The organism is Methylomonas fluvii (assembly GCF_014850975.1).
GTDB classification, from domain to species: domain Bacteria; phylum Pseudomonadota; class Gammaproteobacteria; order Methylococcales; family Methylomonadaceae; genus Methylomonas; species Methylomonas fluvii.
This window is the reverse complement of the sequence record NZ_JACXST010000001.1, coordinates 514,951-530,211: the sequence shown is the minus strand read 5'-3', so window position 1 is coordinate 530,211 and position 15,261 is coordinate 514,951. Positions and strand designations below refer to the sequence as shown.

Here is a 15,261-nt window from a genome sequence, read left to right as displayed (position 1 = left end):
TGCGGCCTCGGTTGGATTAAAGACGGAAATTGGGGGAATTATCATGGTTAACAGATTGTATAGAGTGTTTGCCGGCATCGGCTTTTTGCTGGTTTCCAATGCCTCGATGGCGTTTAACACTTTTGATGACGTCAGTGGCGGGGTATTGAAGTGGGGTGGGAGCAATACACCGGGCACGCCGGGCGGCACGATAACTTGGGGCTTTATCCCGGCCGGCACCCCTGGGTCGGCTTATTGCGGCGATGCTTGCCCGGGCACCGCCCAAACCATGCTCAACATCGAAAATTCGCCGGGCACAGGTTACACCCCGACGTTGCTGACGGATTTACAGGGCGCTATTGAAGCTGCGATGGATAAATGGGCCAGCGTCGCCAACATCAGCTTTGTCGGACCGTTTGCAGATTCCGGATTAGCCATCAATAACCCGGCGGCTGGCAATCCGGATATACGCATCGGCGTATTTGCGTTTGCTTCCGGCGGTGGTGCGGTTGGCTATGCGCCACCACCCAACGGCGGTACCGGTAGCGGCGATATAATTTTTGATGCGAACTCTTTTTATGGCTTTCAACCGGGCAAGGATGGCGATACTTTTTTTCCGGGAGGCTCTTCTACCGCACCGAATGACTTCGAGAGCCTGTTGCTGCACGAACTGGGACACGCCCTGGGTTTGGCGCACCCGGCCACGTTTGACAGTAGTTGCCCGGTGATGGAAGTGGGCGGGTCCTGTTTCGGCAAAATCAATCGCACGCTGGATGCAGACGACATCGCCGGCATCCAATACCTCTACGGCGCACCTGCTCCGGTTCCATTGCCGGCAGCGGTCTGGTCTTTCGGCGCGGCCCTGTTCGGCCTGTCATGGCTGAATCGCAAGCGCGATATGGCCTAGCTTGCGATAACTCTTTTTTATTCTAAACCGCCTGGTCAGCCTTATCCGAATGTCTTCGATTAAGGCTAACTAGGTTTATTGAAGCCCTCGTCTTTAAGGGTTTGCTCTCACTCATGTCTCAGAGATAGTGAGCATTTTCAATCGGTTGCCGCTGACTGTACGGGTTGTATCTTGCTGTAATCTTGGTTGATGAGCCGGGGCGGAATTATGCCCCGGTCTCGGTTTCCTTATCCTCATCCACCGACATATCGGAAATTTCCTTCAAACGCGCGACGGCTTTGAAGTTGACGCTGCCTTCCGGATATTGGCCTTCTGAGTTAATGCGGCCGGCTTCCTGGCCGGTGAGCAGGCTTAAGGCTTCATCGACGCTGGATACGGTGTAAATGGCAAATAGGCCTTGCTCCACCGCATCCACCACTTGCTGTTTCAGCATTAAATTGCGTTTGTTGGATGCCGGAATGATCACGGCTTGCTGGCCGGTCAAACCGCGCGCCGCGCAAAGTTCGAAAAATCCTTCGATTTTTTCGTTAACGCCACCGATGGCTTGTACTTCGCCGTACTGATTGATTGAGCCGGTCATGGCAAAACCTTGTTGAATCGGTGTGCGCGTCAGTGCCGAGATCAAACAGCACAGCTCGGCCAAGGAGGCGCTGTCGCCGTCTATGTGGCCGTAGGATTGTTCCATGGCAATGCTGGCAGAGATCGCCAACGGAAATTGCTGGGCATAGCAATGGCCGAGATAGCCGCTCAAAATCATCACGCCTTTGGAGTGGATGGGTTGGCCCAGTTCCACTTCACGCTCAATATCGACGATGCCTCTGGATCCTGGGTGCACGGTGGCGGTGATCCGCGCCGGCGCGCCGAAACTGCTGCCGCCGATGTCCATCACCGTTAGGCCGTTGACTTTACCTATGGCCTCGCCGTCGGTGTCGATCAAAATGGTGCCTTCCAGCATTTCTTCCAGGATGGCTTCGGCAATGCGGCCGTTGCGTTGTTCACGTGCCGATAGTGCCAGTTCAATCTCGGCCTTATCGATGTTAGCCGCGTTGGTTTGGCTGGCCAACAAATTGGCTTCGGCGATGATTTCCAGACAGCTGTTGACGTGCGCGGACAGGCGTTGTTGGTTTTCGGCTAAGCGGCAGCTGTATTCGATCAAGCGCAGCAAGGCGCCGTCGGTCAAGGCTTTGGCGCCGGAGTCGGCGGCGTGGCGTTTTAACAATGTGACAAATTGGCTGACATTGTCCGGGCTGCGTTTGATGTGGTCGTCAAAGTCGGCCAATACCCGGAACATTTCGTTGAATTCGCTATCCAGCTCTTCCAGTAAATAGTAAATGTCGCGCGAGCCGACCAGGATGACTTTGACATTGAGCGGAATCACGCCGGGTTTCAGCGTAATGGTGTTGATGCCCAGTTCGGAATAAGGTGATTCGATTTCGATACGGCCAGCTTGTAGCGCTCGCTTCAATCCTTCCCAGACGAAGGGGTAAGTCAGGATTTTCTCCGCATCCAGGATCAGATAACCGCCGTTGGCGCGATGCAAGGAGCCGGGGCAAATGCGCCGGTAACTGGTCACCAGCGTGCCTTGGTCGCTGATGTACTCAATGCGGCCGAACAGGTTTTGATAGATCGGATGTGGTTCGTAAATGACTGGCGCGCCGTTGCCGTCGTGTTTGCAATCTACCAGGATATTGGGCAGATATTGCTCGATTAGCGCCAAGCGCTTGGCGATGATCTCTCGGCTATCCTGACTGCGGCTGGGCATCAGCAATTCACCGATGGTATTGCTCAGGCTTTTTTCGATTTCCGCCAAGTAAGTAATCACGTCATCGACGTTTTGGTATTTGTCGTTCAGCTCGGCCAGCAGCGGTTCCAAAGCCTGCTTGATGGTGTCGTTGTCGAGCTGGCGGGTTTCTTCCACCAGCGTGCGCCGCCATTGCGGCAGTTCCAGCAATACGTCGCCAAGAAATTCTTCCAATTCTTCAGTGTGCTGGTGGAAGGCGTCGCGCTCCGCTTGCGGCAGCAGGGTGAACTGATCTTCGTCCAGCGCTTTGTCGTTGCGAATTGGTAGAAAGGTGATGGTGTCGCTGTCACGATACAGCGCCACGCTCATCTCCCGGGCTTTGGCGTCGACCAGATCGATGGCGGCGTTGTAACGCTGGTTAAAGCGGCGCTCTATCGCCGTCTTTTTTTGTTGGTAACTAGGGCTTTCGAAGGCGGCCGGAAAGGTGGCCAGCACGTCGTCGATCAGCTTTTCGATGTCCTTGGCAAAACTATGCCCTTCCCCGGATGGTAATTCGATAGCTACCGGCTCGCGTTGATTCTCGAAGTTATCGACATAGGCGTAAGACAGCGGCGATTCTTGCTGTTCGGCATAGGTGCTTAAATAATGGCTGACCATGGACAGGCGGCCGGTGCCGGGGTCGCCCATCACGAAGATGTTGTAGCCCGGTGCCTTCATCGCGATGCCAAAAGCTAGAGCCGATTGGGCGCGAGTTTGGCCGAGGATGACGTTGTGTTGTGTGCTTGGCGCGGCGCTGGGCAAGTCAATCGCCAGCTTCAGGGCTGAGACCGGCAATTTTAATTGTTCAAGCATGATGCGGGTTATTTGCTGTTAGGCATCGACAGCATGTGGCTCATGCGTTCGGCTTTGGTTTTCAGATATTCAAGATTGTCTTGATGAATGCGGGTTTCGATGGCAATGCGGTTGTTCACCTTGATGCCCAGCTTGGTCAGTTCGTCTATTTTCAATGGATTGTTGGTGATCAGTTCGATAGAGCGGACTTGCAAGCTATTCAAAATCAGCGCGGCAATGTCGTATTGGCGTTCGTCGGCCAAGTGGCCGAGTTTGATGTTGGCATCCACGGTATCCAGCCCCTGGTCTTGCAGGTTATAAGCCTGGAGTTTTTTCAGCAAACCGATGCCGCGGCCTTCCTGGCGCAGATAAATCAGTACGCCGCAGCCAGCGGTGTTGATCAAATCTAGGGCCATATCTAGCTGTTCCCCGCAATCGCAACGCCGCGAGCCCAGCACATCGCCGGTAAAGCACTCGGAATGGATGCGTACCGGCACGTCTTCCTTGCCGGCTACCTCGCCTTTCACGAAGGCGACGTGTTCTTTTTTATCCAGGTTGTTGCTGTAGTAGTGCAGGATGAATTCGCCGTGTTTGGTGGGAATTCGGGTTTGAACTTTGTCTTCTATGCTTGCTTTCACTGCTGTGGGAGTCCTCAATCTGCGGCATTAAGCGGCACGTGCGCGCGACTGCTTAGCGGCAGAAGCGATGGCCAATAGCCTGGAGCCTTTCGTAATTGCTGAGTGGGCAACGATTACGAAAGGCTCCAGGCCTGCATGTTTGGCTTTGCGGCGATAGCGGGTTTTGTCGGCGAAAACCTGCGCTTTGTTGAACTGATGGGCGAATTTCGCCACCGGGTTTTTGCTGGGCTTGTCTTGCAAGTCCTTGCTGGGGTTTTGTTTTCTCATGCTTTTTTCTCCGCAAGCTATTAAAATAACGTTTTATTTGAACATAGAATGCCTGTGAAATTCCAGAAAGACTTTGATGTGATAGTAGTGGGCGGTGGTCATGCCGGTACCGAGGCAGCCTTGGCTGCTGCCCGTTCTGGTGCGCAAACTCTGTTGTTATCGCAAAACATTGAGACCCTGGGGCAGATGAGCTGCAACCCGGCGATAGGTGGCATCGGCAAGGGTCATCTGGTCAAGGAAGTAGATGCGCTGGGCGGTATCATGGCACAGGCCATCGACAAAGGCGGCATCCAGTTCCGCATTCTGAATGCCAGCAAAGGCCCCGCAGTGCGGGCGACCCGGGCGCAGGCGGACCGGATGTTGTATAAACAGGCAGTGCGCACTGCGCTGGAAAATCAACCCAATCTGGCTTTGTTTCAGCAAACCGTTTCCGATTTGTTGGTCGAAGGCGAGCGAGTGGTGGGCGTAAAAACCCAGATGGGCCTGGAGTTTAACGCTAGAGCTGTGGTGCTGACCGCCGGTACTTTCCTGGCTGGACGTATACACATCGGTCTGGAAAATTACAGCGGCGGCCGCGCCGGCGATGCAGCATCGATTGCCTTGGCCGAGCGTTTGCGGGAGTTGCCGTTTCGGATTGGCCGGTTGAAAACCGGCACGCCGGCGCGTATCGATGGCCGGACCATCGATTACAGCAGTTTGCAGGAACAGCACGGCGACACCCCGTTGCCGGTGTTCTCGTTCATGGGTAGCCGTGAACAGCATCCACGGCAAATTTGCTGCCATATCACCCGCACCAATCAAGAAACCCACGACATCATTCGCTCCGGCCTGGATAGGTCGCCGATGTATTCCGGGATTATTGAAGGTGTCGGTCCGCGTTACTGTCCGTCTATCGAAGATAAAGTAGTGCGTTTTGCCGACCGCGATTCGCATCAGGTTTTCGTCGAACCGGAAGGTTTGACCACCAATGAAGTCTACCCGAACGGTATTTCCACCAGTTTGCCGTTTGATATTCAATACCGGTTCATTCGCACCATGCTGGGTTTCGAGAATGCCGAGATCGTCCGCCCCGGTTATGCGATCGAATACGATTTTTTCGATCCGCGCGATTTGAAAACCTCGCTGGAAACCAAGCACATGAACGCACTGTTCTTCGCCGGCCAAGTCAATGGCACCACCGGCTACGAAGAAGCTGCCGCCCAAGGTTTGATCGCCGGCTTGAACGCCGCCCGCCTGGCCAAAGGCCTGGAAAGCTGGTGTCCCGGTCGGGAGGAAGCCTACATTGGCGTGATGATCGACGATCTGATCACGCGCGGCACCGCCGAGCCTTACCGAATGTTCACCAGTCGCGCCGAATACCGTTTGCAGTTGCGCGAAGACAATGCCGATTTGCGTTTGACCGAACAAGGCCGGGAGCTGGGTTTGGTTGATGATGCCCGCTGGCAACGTTTTGAGGAAAAGCGCGAAGCCATTGCTAATCTGCAAGGCAAGTTGGCGAAAAAATGGATCAGAACCGAATCTGATGAAGCCGCGCTGGCCGAAGAGTTGTGGGGTAAAAAGTTGTTGAAAGAAGCTAGCTTGATGGAAATGCTGCGTCGGCCCGAAGTCGATGTCGAGAATCTGCTGCGTTTCAGTGACGAAACCGAAGTCGATGAGCAAGTGGCCGAACAGGTGGCGATTCAAGCCAAATACGCCGGCTATATTGACAGGCAGCAAACCGAAATTAACCGGACTCAGCGCTACGAGCATTTGAAATTACCCGAAAACGTCGATTACAGTCTGGTGTCTGGCCTGTCTAACGAAGTCAGCGAAAAACTCAAAAAACAACGCCCGGAAACCCTGGGCCAGGCCTCACGGATTCCCGGCATCACCCCGGCGGCGATTTCTTTATTGTTGGTGCATTTGAAGAAGAAAAGCGCTTGATGGACATCTGTCGCGAAAAACTGGAGCAAGGCTTAAGTGCCTTGTCGCTGGACATTGGCGGCGAGCGAATCGATGCTTTGCTGCGGTTCGTCAACTTAATAGCAAAATGGAACAAAGCCTATAACCTGACGGCAGTGCGCGATCCGTTGGAGATGGTTAATCTGCACATCCTGGATAGCTTGGCGATTTTGCCGTATCTTCATGGTTCGCGCGTTGCGGATATTGGCACTGGTGCTGGTTTGCCGGGCATTCCGTTGGCGATTTGCCGGCCGGATTGCCATTTCACCTTGGTCGATTCCAACTCCAAAAAAACCCGTTTCGTTCAACAGGCCGTGCTGGAGTTAAAGCTGAAAAATGTCGAGGTAGTGCATAGCCGCGTTGAGCTGCTGGAGCCGGCAGAATTATTTTCCACGGTGCTTTGCAGGGCGTTTGCCAGCATGCCAGATATTCTGCAACTCACCGGTCATTTGCTGGCGGACGATGGCGTGCTGCTGGCGATGAAAGGTCAGCAGCCCGAGCAGGAGCTGATAGACTTGGCCGCAACATACAGCGTGATTCCGCTGACGGTACCCGGCATAGACGCCGAGCGCTGCCTGATTCGACTGGAGAAACCCAAGCATGGCTAAGATTATCGCAATTACCAACCAAAAAGGCGGAGTTGGCAAAACCACCACCAGCGTCAATCTGGCGGCGGCGTTGGCGGCTACCAAGCGCAAGGTGTTGTTAATCGACCTGGACCCGCAAGGCAATGCGGCGATGGGCTGCGGCGTGAATAAAGAAGAAATCGAATATTCCAGCTGCGAGTTGTTGCTGGAAGAAGTGCCGGTTTCCGAGATTGTCGTGAAAAACAAGCAGCTGGGTTTTGATTTGATTCCCGGTAACGCCGATTTAACGGCCGCCGAAGTGCAGTTGATGAGTGCGCAGCATCGTGAGCGGCGCTTGGCCGACGCTTTATTGACAATAAAAGAACAGTACGACTACATCTTGATCGACTGTCCGCCGTCCCTAAATATGCTGACCCTAAACGCGATGGTGGCCGCCAACAGCGTGTTGATTCCGATGCAGTGCGAATATTATTCGCTGGAAGGCTTGTCGTCATTGATGTCGACTTTGCGCAGCATCCGCGATAGCGTCAATCCGGGTTTGTATCTGGAAGGTATCTTGCGAACCATGGTGGATAGCCGCAGTAGATTGGGCAAGGATGTTTCTGATCAGTTGATCGAATATTTCGGCGACAAAGTTTTCCGAACCACCATTCCCAGAAACATTCGCCTGGCCGAGGCGCCTAGTCATGGCGTACCGGTGTTGGCTTACGATAAAGCTTCGCGCGGGGCGATGGCATACATCGCGCTGGCCGGCGAAATGATCAGAAAAGAAAAAGCGGCAAAAAAATGATACAAAAAAAACGCGGTTTAGGGCGAGGTTTGAGCGAGTTGCTGGGCGACGTGAGCGCACCGGTGCCGGAAAAATCTCAAGACACGCAAAGTTTGCCTATCGAGTTTTTGCAGCGCGGCAAGTATCAGCCGCGCAAGGACATGGATCCGGAGAAGCTGAAGGAGTTGTCCGATTCGATTGCCGCGCAAGGCATCATCCAACCTATCATCGTCCGCAAAATAGATAGCGAAAAATACGAAATCATCGCCGGCGAACGCCGTTGGCGGGCGGCGCAATTGGCCGAGTTGCAGGACGTGCCGGTATTGATCAAGGATTTGGATGATCGTTCGGTGATGGCGATAGCCTTAATCGAGAACATTCAGCGCGAGGATTTGAATGCGCTGGAAGAAGCCGAGGCGCTGCATCGGTTGCAGGACGAGTTCGAGCTCACTCATCAGCAGATCGCTACCGCAGTGGGCAAGTCGCGCACTACGATCACTAATTTACTTCGCCTGCTGGAACTGGCCGGTGAAGTGAAAGGCATGTTGGGCAAGGGTTTGCTGGAAATGGGACATGCCCGCGCATTGCTGGGTCTGGACGAAGCCAAACAGGTCGAAATTGCCAATAAAGCCGTCAAACAGGGTTTGACCGTCAGAGCGGTAGAAAAGCTGGTGCGCGAACTGCATGAGGATAAGCCCGCCGCGGTAAAAAAAGTCGACCCGGATACCTTGCGTTTGCAACGCGACCTGAGTGAACGAACCGGTGCCAAGGTGGAAATCAATCATCAAAGCAGTGGCAAAGGTAAATTGATTTTTACTTACACCAGTTTGGAAGAGCTGGAAGGCATCATAAAAAAAATCAATTGAGTGCGCCGGTGCCGGCAAATGTCGTATTCCGGCCATGGTTCAGTGTTTTGTCGGATTTGCTACATTGCTGCTTTGGGCAATGTTTCAAAAAATCAGTATGTTACAAAATGGCATGTGTATTGCTGTAAGCGTTGGGATTGAATGTTTGGAATATGCCTGTTGTGGTTTGGTGCTGGCAGAGAGCTTGTTGGGATAGTCTTGCCAAATCAACAAGGTGGCGACGCTGATTGCTTCTTGCTGAACGTGCTTACCTTGCTTTAGACGTGCTGGCTGGATATAATCGCCCAGCTCAAGACGAAAGGGGAAGTACATGACAGCTAGAAATGATTTTTCTACTGTCAGAAAAGTAGTTTTTGGACAGGTCCTGATGGCTGCATTAGTGGCGTCGGGATTTTTATTGATAGGCGGTTGGAAAAGTGCGGTGTCCCCGTTATTCGGAGGGTTTGTGGCTTTATTGCCCAATCTGTATTTTGCCTACAAAATCTATCTGGCCAAGGATTTGGGCGCGCAGGGTATCGTTAATGCATTTTATGCAGGCGAAACGGTTAAGTTAATTTTGACGGTAGCCCTGTTTTCTATTGTTTTACAGATTCCCTCTGTTGATTTCTTAACACTGATGGTGGGTTACATCGCAGTGTTGTCGGTTTTTTGGTTTGCGCTGTTTTTATGGCGTGATTAGTTTTTTAGCGAGGACAAATGAGTACTGAAGGTGGCGCAACCGGTTATATAGTCCATCACTTGACACCGTTATCGGTGGGTGAGGGATTTTGGACATTGCATCTGGATACCTTGTTTTTCTCCGCGTTTTTGGGCGGCTTGTTCATCCTGTTTTTCAAAACGGTAGCGGAAAGAGCGACATCCGGTGTGCCTGGCTTGGCGCAAAATATTGCGGAGACTTTGGTCGAATTCGTTGATACGCAAGTTAAAGACAGTTTCCACGGTCGTAGTCCTTTGATTGCGCCGCTGTCGTTAACGATTTTCTGCTGGGTGTTCATGTGGAATGCGATGGACATGTTGCCGGTGGATTTGTTACCGATGATAGGCAGCTTGATGGGCATGGAATACATGCGTGTGGTGCCGAGTACCGATTTGAACGGTACCTTTGCCTTGTCGATCAGCGTATTCTTCCTGATCTTCTTTTACAGCATCAAGGTTAAAGGATTGATGGGGTTTGCCAAGGAAATGACTTGCACACCTTTCGGCCCGAAAATGATGCCTTTCAATCTGCTGCTGAAAACAGTTGAAGAATTGGCGAAACCTATATCGCTGGGTCTGCGGTTATTCGGTAATTTGTATGCCGGTGAGCTGGTATTTATCCTGATCGCTTTGCTGCCGCCTATCGTTCAGCCATTGCTGGGTTTTCCTTGGGCAGTATTTCATATCCTGGTTATTACCCTGCAAGCCTTCATATTCATGGTGTTAACCATTGTGTATTTGAGCTTGGCTCACGAAGATCATTAATAGTTTTATTTTCAACTTTCATATCAATATTTAGGAGACACTATGGAACTCGCATCATTAATTGCCAACGTACAAGGCTTCACCGTTATCGCCGTTGGCATCATTTTGGGCTTGGGCGCAATCGGTACTGCTATCGGCTTCGGTCTGCTGGGCGGTAAATTCCTGGAAGGTGCTGCTCGTCAACCTGAGTTAGTTCCAATGTTGCAGGTCAAAATGTTCATCATCGCCGGTTTGCTTGACGCGGTAACTATGATCGGTGTCGGTCTGGCTCTGATGTTGACCTTCGCAAACCCATTCCTTTCAGCCGTTCAATCTGTCGCAGGTTAATTAGCAATTATCGGATTCAGTTGAATAGGCTAAACCCTATTCGCATACCGATAGAATGACAACGGCATTACGAGGAAAGCATCAATGAGCATCAATGCTACTCTGATCGGGCAGATGATAACTTTCACACTTCTGGTTTGGTTTACCATGAAGTATGTCTGGCCACCGATCATTGCCGCTCTGGAAGAGCGCAAAACCAAAATTTCCGAAGGTTTGGCCGCGGCCGAGAAAGGCCAGGAAGAAATTAAATTGGCCGAGAAAAAAGCCAAGAGCCTGCTGAAGGAAGCGAAAGAACAATCGGCGGAAATCGTCAGTGCAGCGCAAAAACGCGCCAATCAGCTGGTTGAAGAGTCGAAAGATCAAGCCAAAAAAGAAGGCGAGCGTTTGCTTGAAGCAGCAAAAGCCCAGATAGAGCAGGAAATGTTGCACGCTAAAGAGAGCTTGCGCAAAGAAGTATCCTCACTGGCTTTGCGTGCCGCTGAACAGATTTTGAAAGAAGAAATCGACAAAGCCAAGCATCAAGACATTCTCAGCAAAGCAGCGGATCAATTGGGTTAAGCAATGGCTGAGTTATCGACATTAGCAAGACCTTACGCGGAAGCAGCTTTCAAGCGTGCCAAGGAAACGGGGTCGTCCAAGCAATGGTCCGATTCGTTGACGTTTTTGTCCTTGGTCATCCAGGATGAGGCATTAGCTGCCATTGTCAAAAATCCTCGGGTTGGCAAACAGCATACAGCACAGTTGATTCTGGATATTTGCCAGGATCAAATACATGACGAAGCCAAGAATCTTCTGAAAGTGTTGATAGAAAATGACAAGCTGCCCTTATTGCCGCAAATTTCGGTGATGTTCGAGCAGTACAAGGCGGATGATGAAGGCTACGTCAATGTTGATTTATACAGTGCGTACTCGCTAACAAAAGCCGAGCAAGGCAAGTATGTCGCCATGCTGGAAAAGCTTTTGCATAAAAAGGTCAATGCATCCGTTTCTGTCGATAAATCGTTAATTGGGGGCATCCTCGCTAAAGCGGGCGACAAAGTCATCGACGGTTCTATCAAAGGCCAGCTTCATCAATTAGCTAAAAGACTTTAAGAGTTAGAGCGGGAAAATAAAATGCAATTAAATCCATCAGAAATAAGTGATCTGATCAAAAAGAAGATCGAGAACTTCGACGCCCATGTTGAGGCACATACCGAAGGCACCGTAGTCAGTGTCACCGACGGTATTGTTCGGGTTCACGGTCTGTCGGAAGCAATGCAAGGCGAAATGCTGGAATTCCCTGGCGGCTCTTACGGCATGGCTTTGAACTTGGAAAGAGACTCGGTCGGTGTGGTAATGCTCGGTGCGTACCAACATATTACCGAAGGCGATACCGTTAAATGTACCGGTAGAATTTTGGAAGTGCCGGTTGGTGAAGCCTTGCTGGGTCGCGTGGTCGATGCCTTGGGTAACCCGATCGACGGCAAAGGCGCTATCGAAACCAAATTAAGCTCGCCTATCGAAAAAATTGCTCCAGGCGTTATTGCCAGACAATCAGTCGATCAACCGGTGCAAATCGGTTTGAAAGCGATTGACTCGATGATTCCAGTTGGTCGCGGCCAACGGGAGTTGATTATTGGTGATAGACAAACCGGTAAAACCGCCATTGCGATTGATGCGATCATCAATCAAAAAGGCACCGGCATCAAATGTATCTATGTGGCTATCGGTCAAAAACGTTCATCTATTGCCAACGTGGTTCGCAAACTGGAAGAGCACGGCGCGATGGAGCACACCATCATCGTGGTGGCTTCAGCTTCTGAATCGGCGGCGCTGCAATTTATTGCGCCTTACACCGGTTGCTCAATGGGCGAATATTTCCGCGACATTGGCGAAGATGCACTAATTATTTATGATGATTTGACCAAGCAAGCTTGGGCGTATCGCCAAATTTCCTTGCTGTTGCGCCGTCCGCCAGGTCGCGAAGCGTATCCAGGCGACGTGTTCTACATTCACTCGCGGTTGCTGGAACGTGCTGCGCGTATCAATGCGGTTGAAGTAGAGAAGTTGACCAACGGTAAAGTAAAAGGCAAAACCGGTTCATTGACCGCATTGCCGATTATCGAAACACAAGGTGGCGACGTGTCGGCTTTCGTACCGACCAACGTGATCTCCATTACCGACGGCCAGATTTTCTTGGAAACCGGTCTGTTCAATTCGGGTATTCGTCCTGCGGTTAACGCCGGTCTGTCAGTGTCGCGGGTTGGCGGTGCGGCACAAACCAAGATCATCAAAAAACTGGGCGGCGGCATTCGTTTGGACTTGGCGCAGTTCCGCGAATTGGCGGCGTTTGCCCAGTTTGCCTCCGACTTGGACGAAAGCACACGTAAGCAAATCGAACGCGGCCAACGCGTTACCGAGCTGATGAAACAAAACCAATACGCGCCGATGTCGGTCGCGGACATGGCGGTTTCCTTGTATGCCGCAAACGCCGGATTCCTGGATAGCCTGGAAGTTAAAAAAGTACGCGATTTCGAAGCGGCCTTGCTGGACTTCATGCACGCCGACGAATCTGCTTTGATGGCTAAAATCAACGAGAAAGGCGACTACAACGACGACATTCAAAAAGGCATCCACAGTGCCATTGAACGTTTCGTCAAGACCGGTAGCTGGTAAAGGGTCCGCACATGGCTGTTGGCAAAGAGATACGTACCAAGATCGCGAGTATTAAAAATACTCAGAAGATTACTCGGGCCATGGAAATGGTGGCGGCGAGCAAGATGCGTAAAACCAAAGACAGAATGCAGGCCACCCGGCCTTACGCGAAAAAGATAGGCCAGATCATCAAACATCTGGCTTATGCCAATCCCGAATACAAGCATCCTTTTTTGATCGAACGCGAAGTCAAGCGCATCGGTATCATCGTAGTGAGCTCCGATAGAGGCTTGTGCGGCGGCCTCAATGCCAACTTGTTTCGAAAAGTTTTAGGCGAAATGCAGCAATGGCAAAGCCGCCAGATCGAAGTAGACGTCTGTACCATCGGTAGCAAAGCGGCGGGTTTTTTCAGCATGATCAAAGCTAACCTGGTCGGACAAGTCTCGAAATTGGGCGATACGCCGCATCAAAGCGAAATTATCGGCACGATCAAAATCATGCTGGATGCGTTCGCCGCCGGAGAAATTGACGAGTTATTTTTGATTAGTAATGACTTCGTAAACACCATGACACAAAAACCGGTTGTGCAAAAATTGTTGCCGGTTGCTGTGGGTGATTTGGGCGACGAGTCCAAAGGCCGCTGGGATTACTTATACGAACCTGATGCTAAAGAAGTATTGGACAGTTTGTTGATCCGATATGTGGAATCCGCAGTTTTCCAAGGTTTAGTGGAAAACAACGCCTGCGAGCAGGCTGCCCGAATGGTGGCAATGAAAAGCGCATCCGATAACGCCGGGAATATCATTAAAGAATTGCAACTGGTTTATAACAAAGCCAGGCAGGCGGCAATTACGCAAGAGATTTCCGAGATCGTGGCCGGCGCTGCTGCCGTTTAGTGCATCAAGACAAGTTTAGAGATTTTAAAAGAGGACGACATAATGAGTTTGGGTAAAATCGTTCAGATCATCGGTGCGGTAGTAGACGTGGAGTTTCCACGCGACAACCTGCCGAAAGTATATGATGCGTTAAATGTTAAGGGCGGTCTGGTTTTGGAAGTTCAGCAGCAATTGGGCGACGGCGTAGTCCGGACCATTGCGATGGGTTCCACCGATGGCTTAAGCCGAGGCGTTGAAGTCAGTAACACTGGCGAAGCGATCAAGGTGCCGGTCGGTCAGGCGACACTGGGACGCATCATGAATGTCCTCGGCGAAGCTATTGACGAAAAAGGTCCTATCGGCGAAAAAGAGAAATGGACCATCCATCGCGATGCTCCTTCTTACGACGAACAAGCGCCAGCCAACGAATTGTTGGAAACCGGTATTAAAGTTATCGATTTGGTTTGCCCCTTCGCGAAAGGCGGTAAGGTTGGTCTGTTCGGCGGTGCCGGCGTAGGCAAGACCGTTAACATGATGGAGTTGATCCGTAACATCGCGATCGAGCACAGCGGTTTCTCGGTGTTTGCCGGTGTGGGCGAGCGGACTCGTGAAGGTAACGACTTCTATCACGAGATGACCGATTCCAACGTTATCGACAAAGTATCACTGGTTTACGGTCAAATGAATGAGCCACCAGGCAACCGTTTGCGCGTCGCGTTAACCGGTTTGACCATGGCTGAGTTTTTCCGTGACGAAGGCCGCGACGTATTGTTCTTCGTTGACAATATTTATCGTTACACTCTGGCAGGTACCGAAGTATCGGCGCTGCTGGGACGTATGCCTTCCGCGGTAGGTTACCAACCTACACTGGCGGAAGAGATGGGTGTACTGCAGGAGCGGATTACTTCCACCAAAACCGGTTCTATCACTTCTATCCAAGCGGTCTACGTACCTGCGGACGACTTGACCGACCCGTCGCCTGCGACAACCTTCGCTCACTTGGACGCGACCGTGGTATTGTCCCGCCAAATCGCCGAGCTGGGTATTTATCCTGCTATCGATCCGCTGGATTCCAGCAGCCGTCAGTTGGACCCATTGGTAATTGGTCAAGAGCATTACGAAGTAGCTCGTTCTGTACAAGGTATTTTGCAACGCTATAAAGAACTGCGCGATATTATCGCCATCTTGGGTATGGACGAGTTGTCGGAAGACGACAAACTGACCGTATCCAGAGCGCGTAAAATCCAGCGTTTCTTGTCGCAACCGTTCTTCGTGGCGGAAGTCTTTACCGGTTCACCTGGTAAATACGTATCTTTGAAAGATACCATTGCCGGCTTCAAAGGCATTATCAGCGGCGATTACGACAGTCTTCCCGAGCAAGCTTTCTACATGGTCGGCACAATCGACGAAGCCATTGAAAAAGCCAAAGGCATGTAAA

At 51.5% G+C, this 15,261-nt stretch carries 16 protein-coding genes; 13 read left to right on the top strand and 3 right to left on the bottom strand.

Features of this window, described 5'->3' with window-relative positions:
* The first annotated feature begins 43 nt into the window (after window positions 1–43).
* On the top strand, window positions 44–886 hold the full coding sequence (locus EBB_RS02485; RefSeq protein ID WP_192392318.1) for a matrixin family metalloprotease: 843 nt from the start codon (window positions 44–46) through the stop codon (window positions 884–886).
* A gap of 205 nt (window positions 887–1,091) precedes the next feature.
* Here EBB_RS02485 and EBB_RS02480 read toward each other — a convergent pair whose 3' ends face one another.
* Genes EBB_RS02480 through EBB_RS02470 form a run of 3 tightly spaced genes read right to left on the bottom strand, consistent with a single transcriptional unit; the run spans window position 1,092 to window position 4,363 of the window.
* Window positions 1,092–3,479 (bottom strand): Lon protease family protein, encoded by a 2,388-nt coding sequence (locus EBB_RS02480; RefSeq protein ID WP_192392317.1) that lies wholly within the window; start codon window positions 3,477–3,479, stop codon window positions 1,092–1,094.
* Between the two features lie 8 nt (window positions 3,480–3,487).
* Window positions 3,488–4,096: a GTP cyclohydrolase II gene (gene ribA / locus EBB_RS02475; protein ID WP_192392316.1), complete on the bottom strand. Its 609-nt coding sequence runs from the start codon at window positions 4,094–4,096 to the stop codon at window positions 3,488–3,490.
* 27 nt (window positions 4,097–4,123) lie between these two features.
* Window positions 4,124–4,363, bottom strand: coding sequence for a DUF7230 family protein (locus tag EBB_RS02470; protein WP_192392315.1), 240 nt, complete (start codon window positions 4,361–4,363; stop codon window positions 4,124–4,126).
* 54 nt (window positions 4,364–4,417) lie between these two features.
* Here EBB_RS02470 and mnmG point away from each other — a divergent pair, with 54 nt between their 5' ends.
* The 12 genes from mnmG to atpD all read left to right on the top strand — a co-directional run bounded on the left by mnmG (window position 4,418) and on the right by atpD (window position 15,260).
* Window positions 4,418–6,286, top strand: a complete 1,869-nt coding sequence (mnmG, locus tag EBB_RS02465) for a tRNA uridine-5-carboxymethylaminomethyl(34) synthesis enzyme MnmG (RefSeq protein WP_229427560.1) — start codon at window positions 4,418–4,420, stop codon at window positions 6,284–6,286.
* Window positions 6,286–6,912 carry a 16S rRNA (guanine(527)-N(7))-methyltransferase RsmG gene (gene rsmG / locus EBB_RS02460; protein WP_192392313.1) on the top strand — a complete coding sequence of 209 codons (627 nt, stop codon included), beginning with the start codon at window positions 6,286–6,288 and terminating at the stop codon, window positions 6,910–6,912. Before mnmG ends, rsmG begins: the two co-directional genes overlap by 1 nt.
* Complete coding sequence (locus tag EBB_RS02455) at window positions 6,905–7,681, top strand: ParA family protein (protein WP_192392312.1); 777 nt, start codon at window positions 6,905–6,907, stop codon at window positions 7,679–7,681. Before rsmG ends, EBB_RS02455 begins: the two co-directional genes overlap by 8 nt.
* A complete protein-coding gene (locus tag EBB_RS02450; protein ID WP_192392311.1) occupies window positions 7,678–8,526 on the top strand; it encodes a ParB/RepB/Spo0J family partition protein in 849 nt (282 codons plus the stop codon). Before EBB_RS02455 ends, EBB_RS02450 begins: the two co-directional genes overlap by 4 nt.
* 310 nt (window positions 8,527–8,836) lie before the next feature.
* On the top strand, window positions 8,837–9,205 hold the full coding sequence (locus EBB_RS02445; RefSeq protein ID WP_026147084.1) for an ATP synthase subunit I: 369 nt from the start codon (window positions 8,837–8,839) through the stop codon (window positions 9,203–9,205).
* A 17-nt stretch (window positions 9,206–9,222) separates the two neighbouring features.
* A complete protein-coding gene (gene atpB / locus EBB_RS02440) occupies window positions 9,223–9,987 on the top strand; it encodes a F0F1 ATP synthase subunit A (RefSeq protein WP_026147085.1) in 765 nt (254 codons plus the stop codon).
* Between the two features lie 42 nt (window positions 9,988–10,029).
* Window positions 10,030–10,314, top strand: a complete 285-nt coding sequence (gene atpE, locus EBB_RS02435; protein ID WP_020484117.1) for a F0F1 ATP synthase subunit C — start codon at window positions 10,030–10,032, stop codon at window positions 10,312–10,314.
* A gap of 84 nt (window positions 10,315–10,398) precedes the next feature.
* Window positions 10,399–10,872, top strand: a complete 474-nt coding sequence (locus tag EBB_RS02430) for a F0F1 ATP synthase subunit B (RefSeq protein WP_192392310.1) — start codon at window positions 10,399–10,401, stop codon at window positions 10,870–10,872.
* A 3-nt stretch (window positions 10,873–10,875) separates the two neighbouring features.
* The gene (locus EBB_RS02425; RefSeq protein WP_192392309.1) at window positions 10,876–11,406 is read left to right on the top strand and encodes a F0F1 ATP synthase subunit delta; all 531 of its coding nucleotides are present in this window, start codon (window positions 10,876–10,878) and stop codon (window positions 11,404–11,406) included.
* A 21-nt stretch (window positions 11,407–11,427) separates the two neighbouring features.
* Window positions 11,428–12,969, top strand: coding sequence for a F0F1 ATP synthase subunit alpha (gene atpA, locus EBB_RS02420; RefSeq protein ID WP_192392308.1), 1,542 nt, complete (start codon window positions 11,428–11,430; stop codon window positions 12,967–12,969).
* An 11-nt stretch (window positions 12,970–12,980) separates the two neighbouring features.
* The gene (gene atpG, locus EBB_RS02415) at window positions 12,981–13,844 is read left to right on the top strand and encodes a F0F1 ATP synthase subunit gamma (protein ID WP_192392307.1); all 864 of its coding nucleotides are present in this window, start codon (window positions 12,981–12,983) and stop codon (window positions 13,842–13,844) included.
* 42 nt (window positions 13,845–13,886) lie between these two features.
* Window positions 13,887–15,260 (top strand): F0F1 ATP synthase subunit beta, encoded by a 1,374-nt coding sequence (gene atpD / locus EBB_RS02410; protein WP_192392306.1) that lies wholly within the window; start codon window positions 13,887–13,889, stop codon window positions 15,258–15,260.
* Window position 15,261 lies beyond the last annotated feature (1 nt).

What these genes read in the sequence shown, in the direction of transcription:
- EBB_RS02485 (WP_192392318.1), top strand. Translation starts at nt 44, where the DNA reads ATGGTTAACAGATTGTATAGAGTGTTTGCCGGCATCGGCTTTTTGCTG.
- EBB_RS02480 (WP_192392317.1), bottom strand. Translation starts at nt 3,479, where the DNA reads ATGCTTGAACAATTAAAATTGCCGGTCTCAGCCCTGAAGCTGGCGATT.
- EBB_RS02470 (WP_192392315.1), bottom strand. Translation starts at nt 4,363, where the DNA reads ATGAGAAAACAAAACCCCAGCAAGGACTTGCAAGACAAGCCCAGCAAA.
- rsmG (WP_192392313.1), top strand. Translation starts at nt 6,286, where the DNA reads ATGGACATCTGTCGCGAAAAACTGGAGCAAGGCTTAAGTGCCTTGTCG.
- EBB_RS02455 (WP_192392312.1), top strand. Translation starts at nt 6,905, where the DNA reads ATGGCTAAGATTATCGCAATTACCAACCAAAAAGGCGGAGTTGGCAAA.
- EBB_RS02450 (WP_192392311.1), top strand. Translation starts at nt 7,678, where the DNA reads ATGATACAAAAAAAACGCGGTTTAGGGCGAGGTTTGAGCGAGTTGCTG.
- EBB_RS02445 (WP_026147084.1), top strand. Translation starts at nt 8,837, where the DNA reads ATGACAGCTAGAAATGATTTTTCTACTGTCAGAAAAGTAGTTTTTGGA.
- atpB (WP_026147085.1), top strand. Translation starts at nt 9,223, where the DNA reads ATGAGTACTGAAGGTGGCGCAACCGGTTATATAGTCCATCACTTGACA.
- atpE (WP_020484117.1), top strand. Translation starts at nt 10,030, where the DNA reads ATGGAACTCGCATCATTAATTGCCAACGTACAAGGCTTCACCGTTATC.
- EBB_RS02430 (WP_192392310.1), top strand. Translation starts at nt 10,399, where the DNA reads ATGAGCATCAATGCTACTCTGATCGGGCAGATGATAACTTTCACACTT.
- EBB_RS02425 (WP_192392309.1), top strand. Translation starts at nt 10,876, where the DNA reads ATGGCTGAGTTATCGACATTAGCAAGACCTTACGCGGAAGCAGCTTTC.
- atpA (WP_192392308.1), top strand. Translation starts at nt 11,428, where the DNA reads ATGCAATTAAATCCATCAGAAATAAGTGATCTGATCAAAAAGAAGATC.
- atpG (WP_192392307.1), top strand. Translation starts at nt 12,981, where the DNA reads ATGGCTGTTGGCAAAGAGATACGTACCAAGATCGCGAGTATTAAAAAT.
- atpD (WP_192392306.1), top strand. Translation starts at nt 13,887, where the DNA reads ATGAGTTTGGGTAAAATCGTTCAGATCATCGGTGCGGTAGTAGACGTG.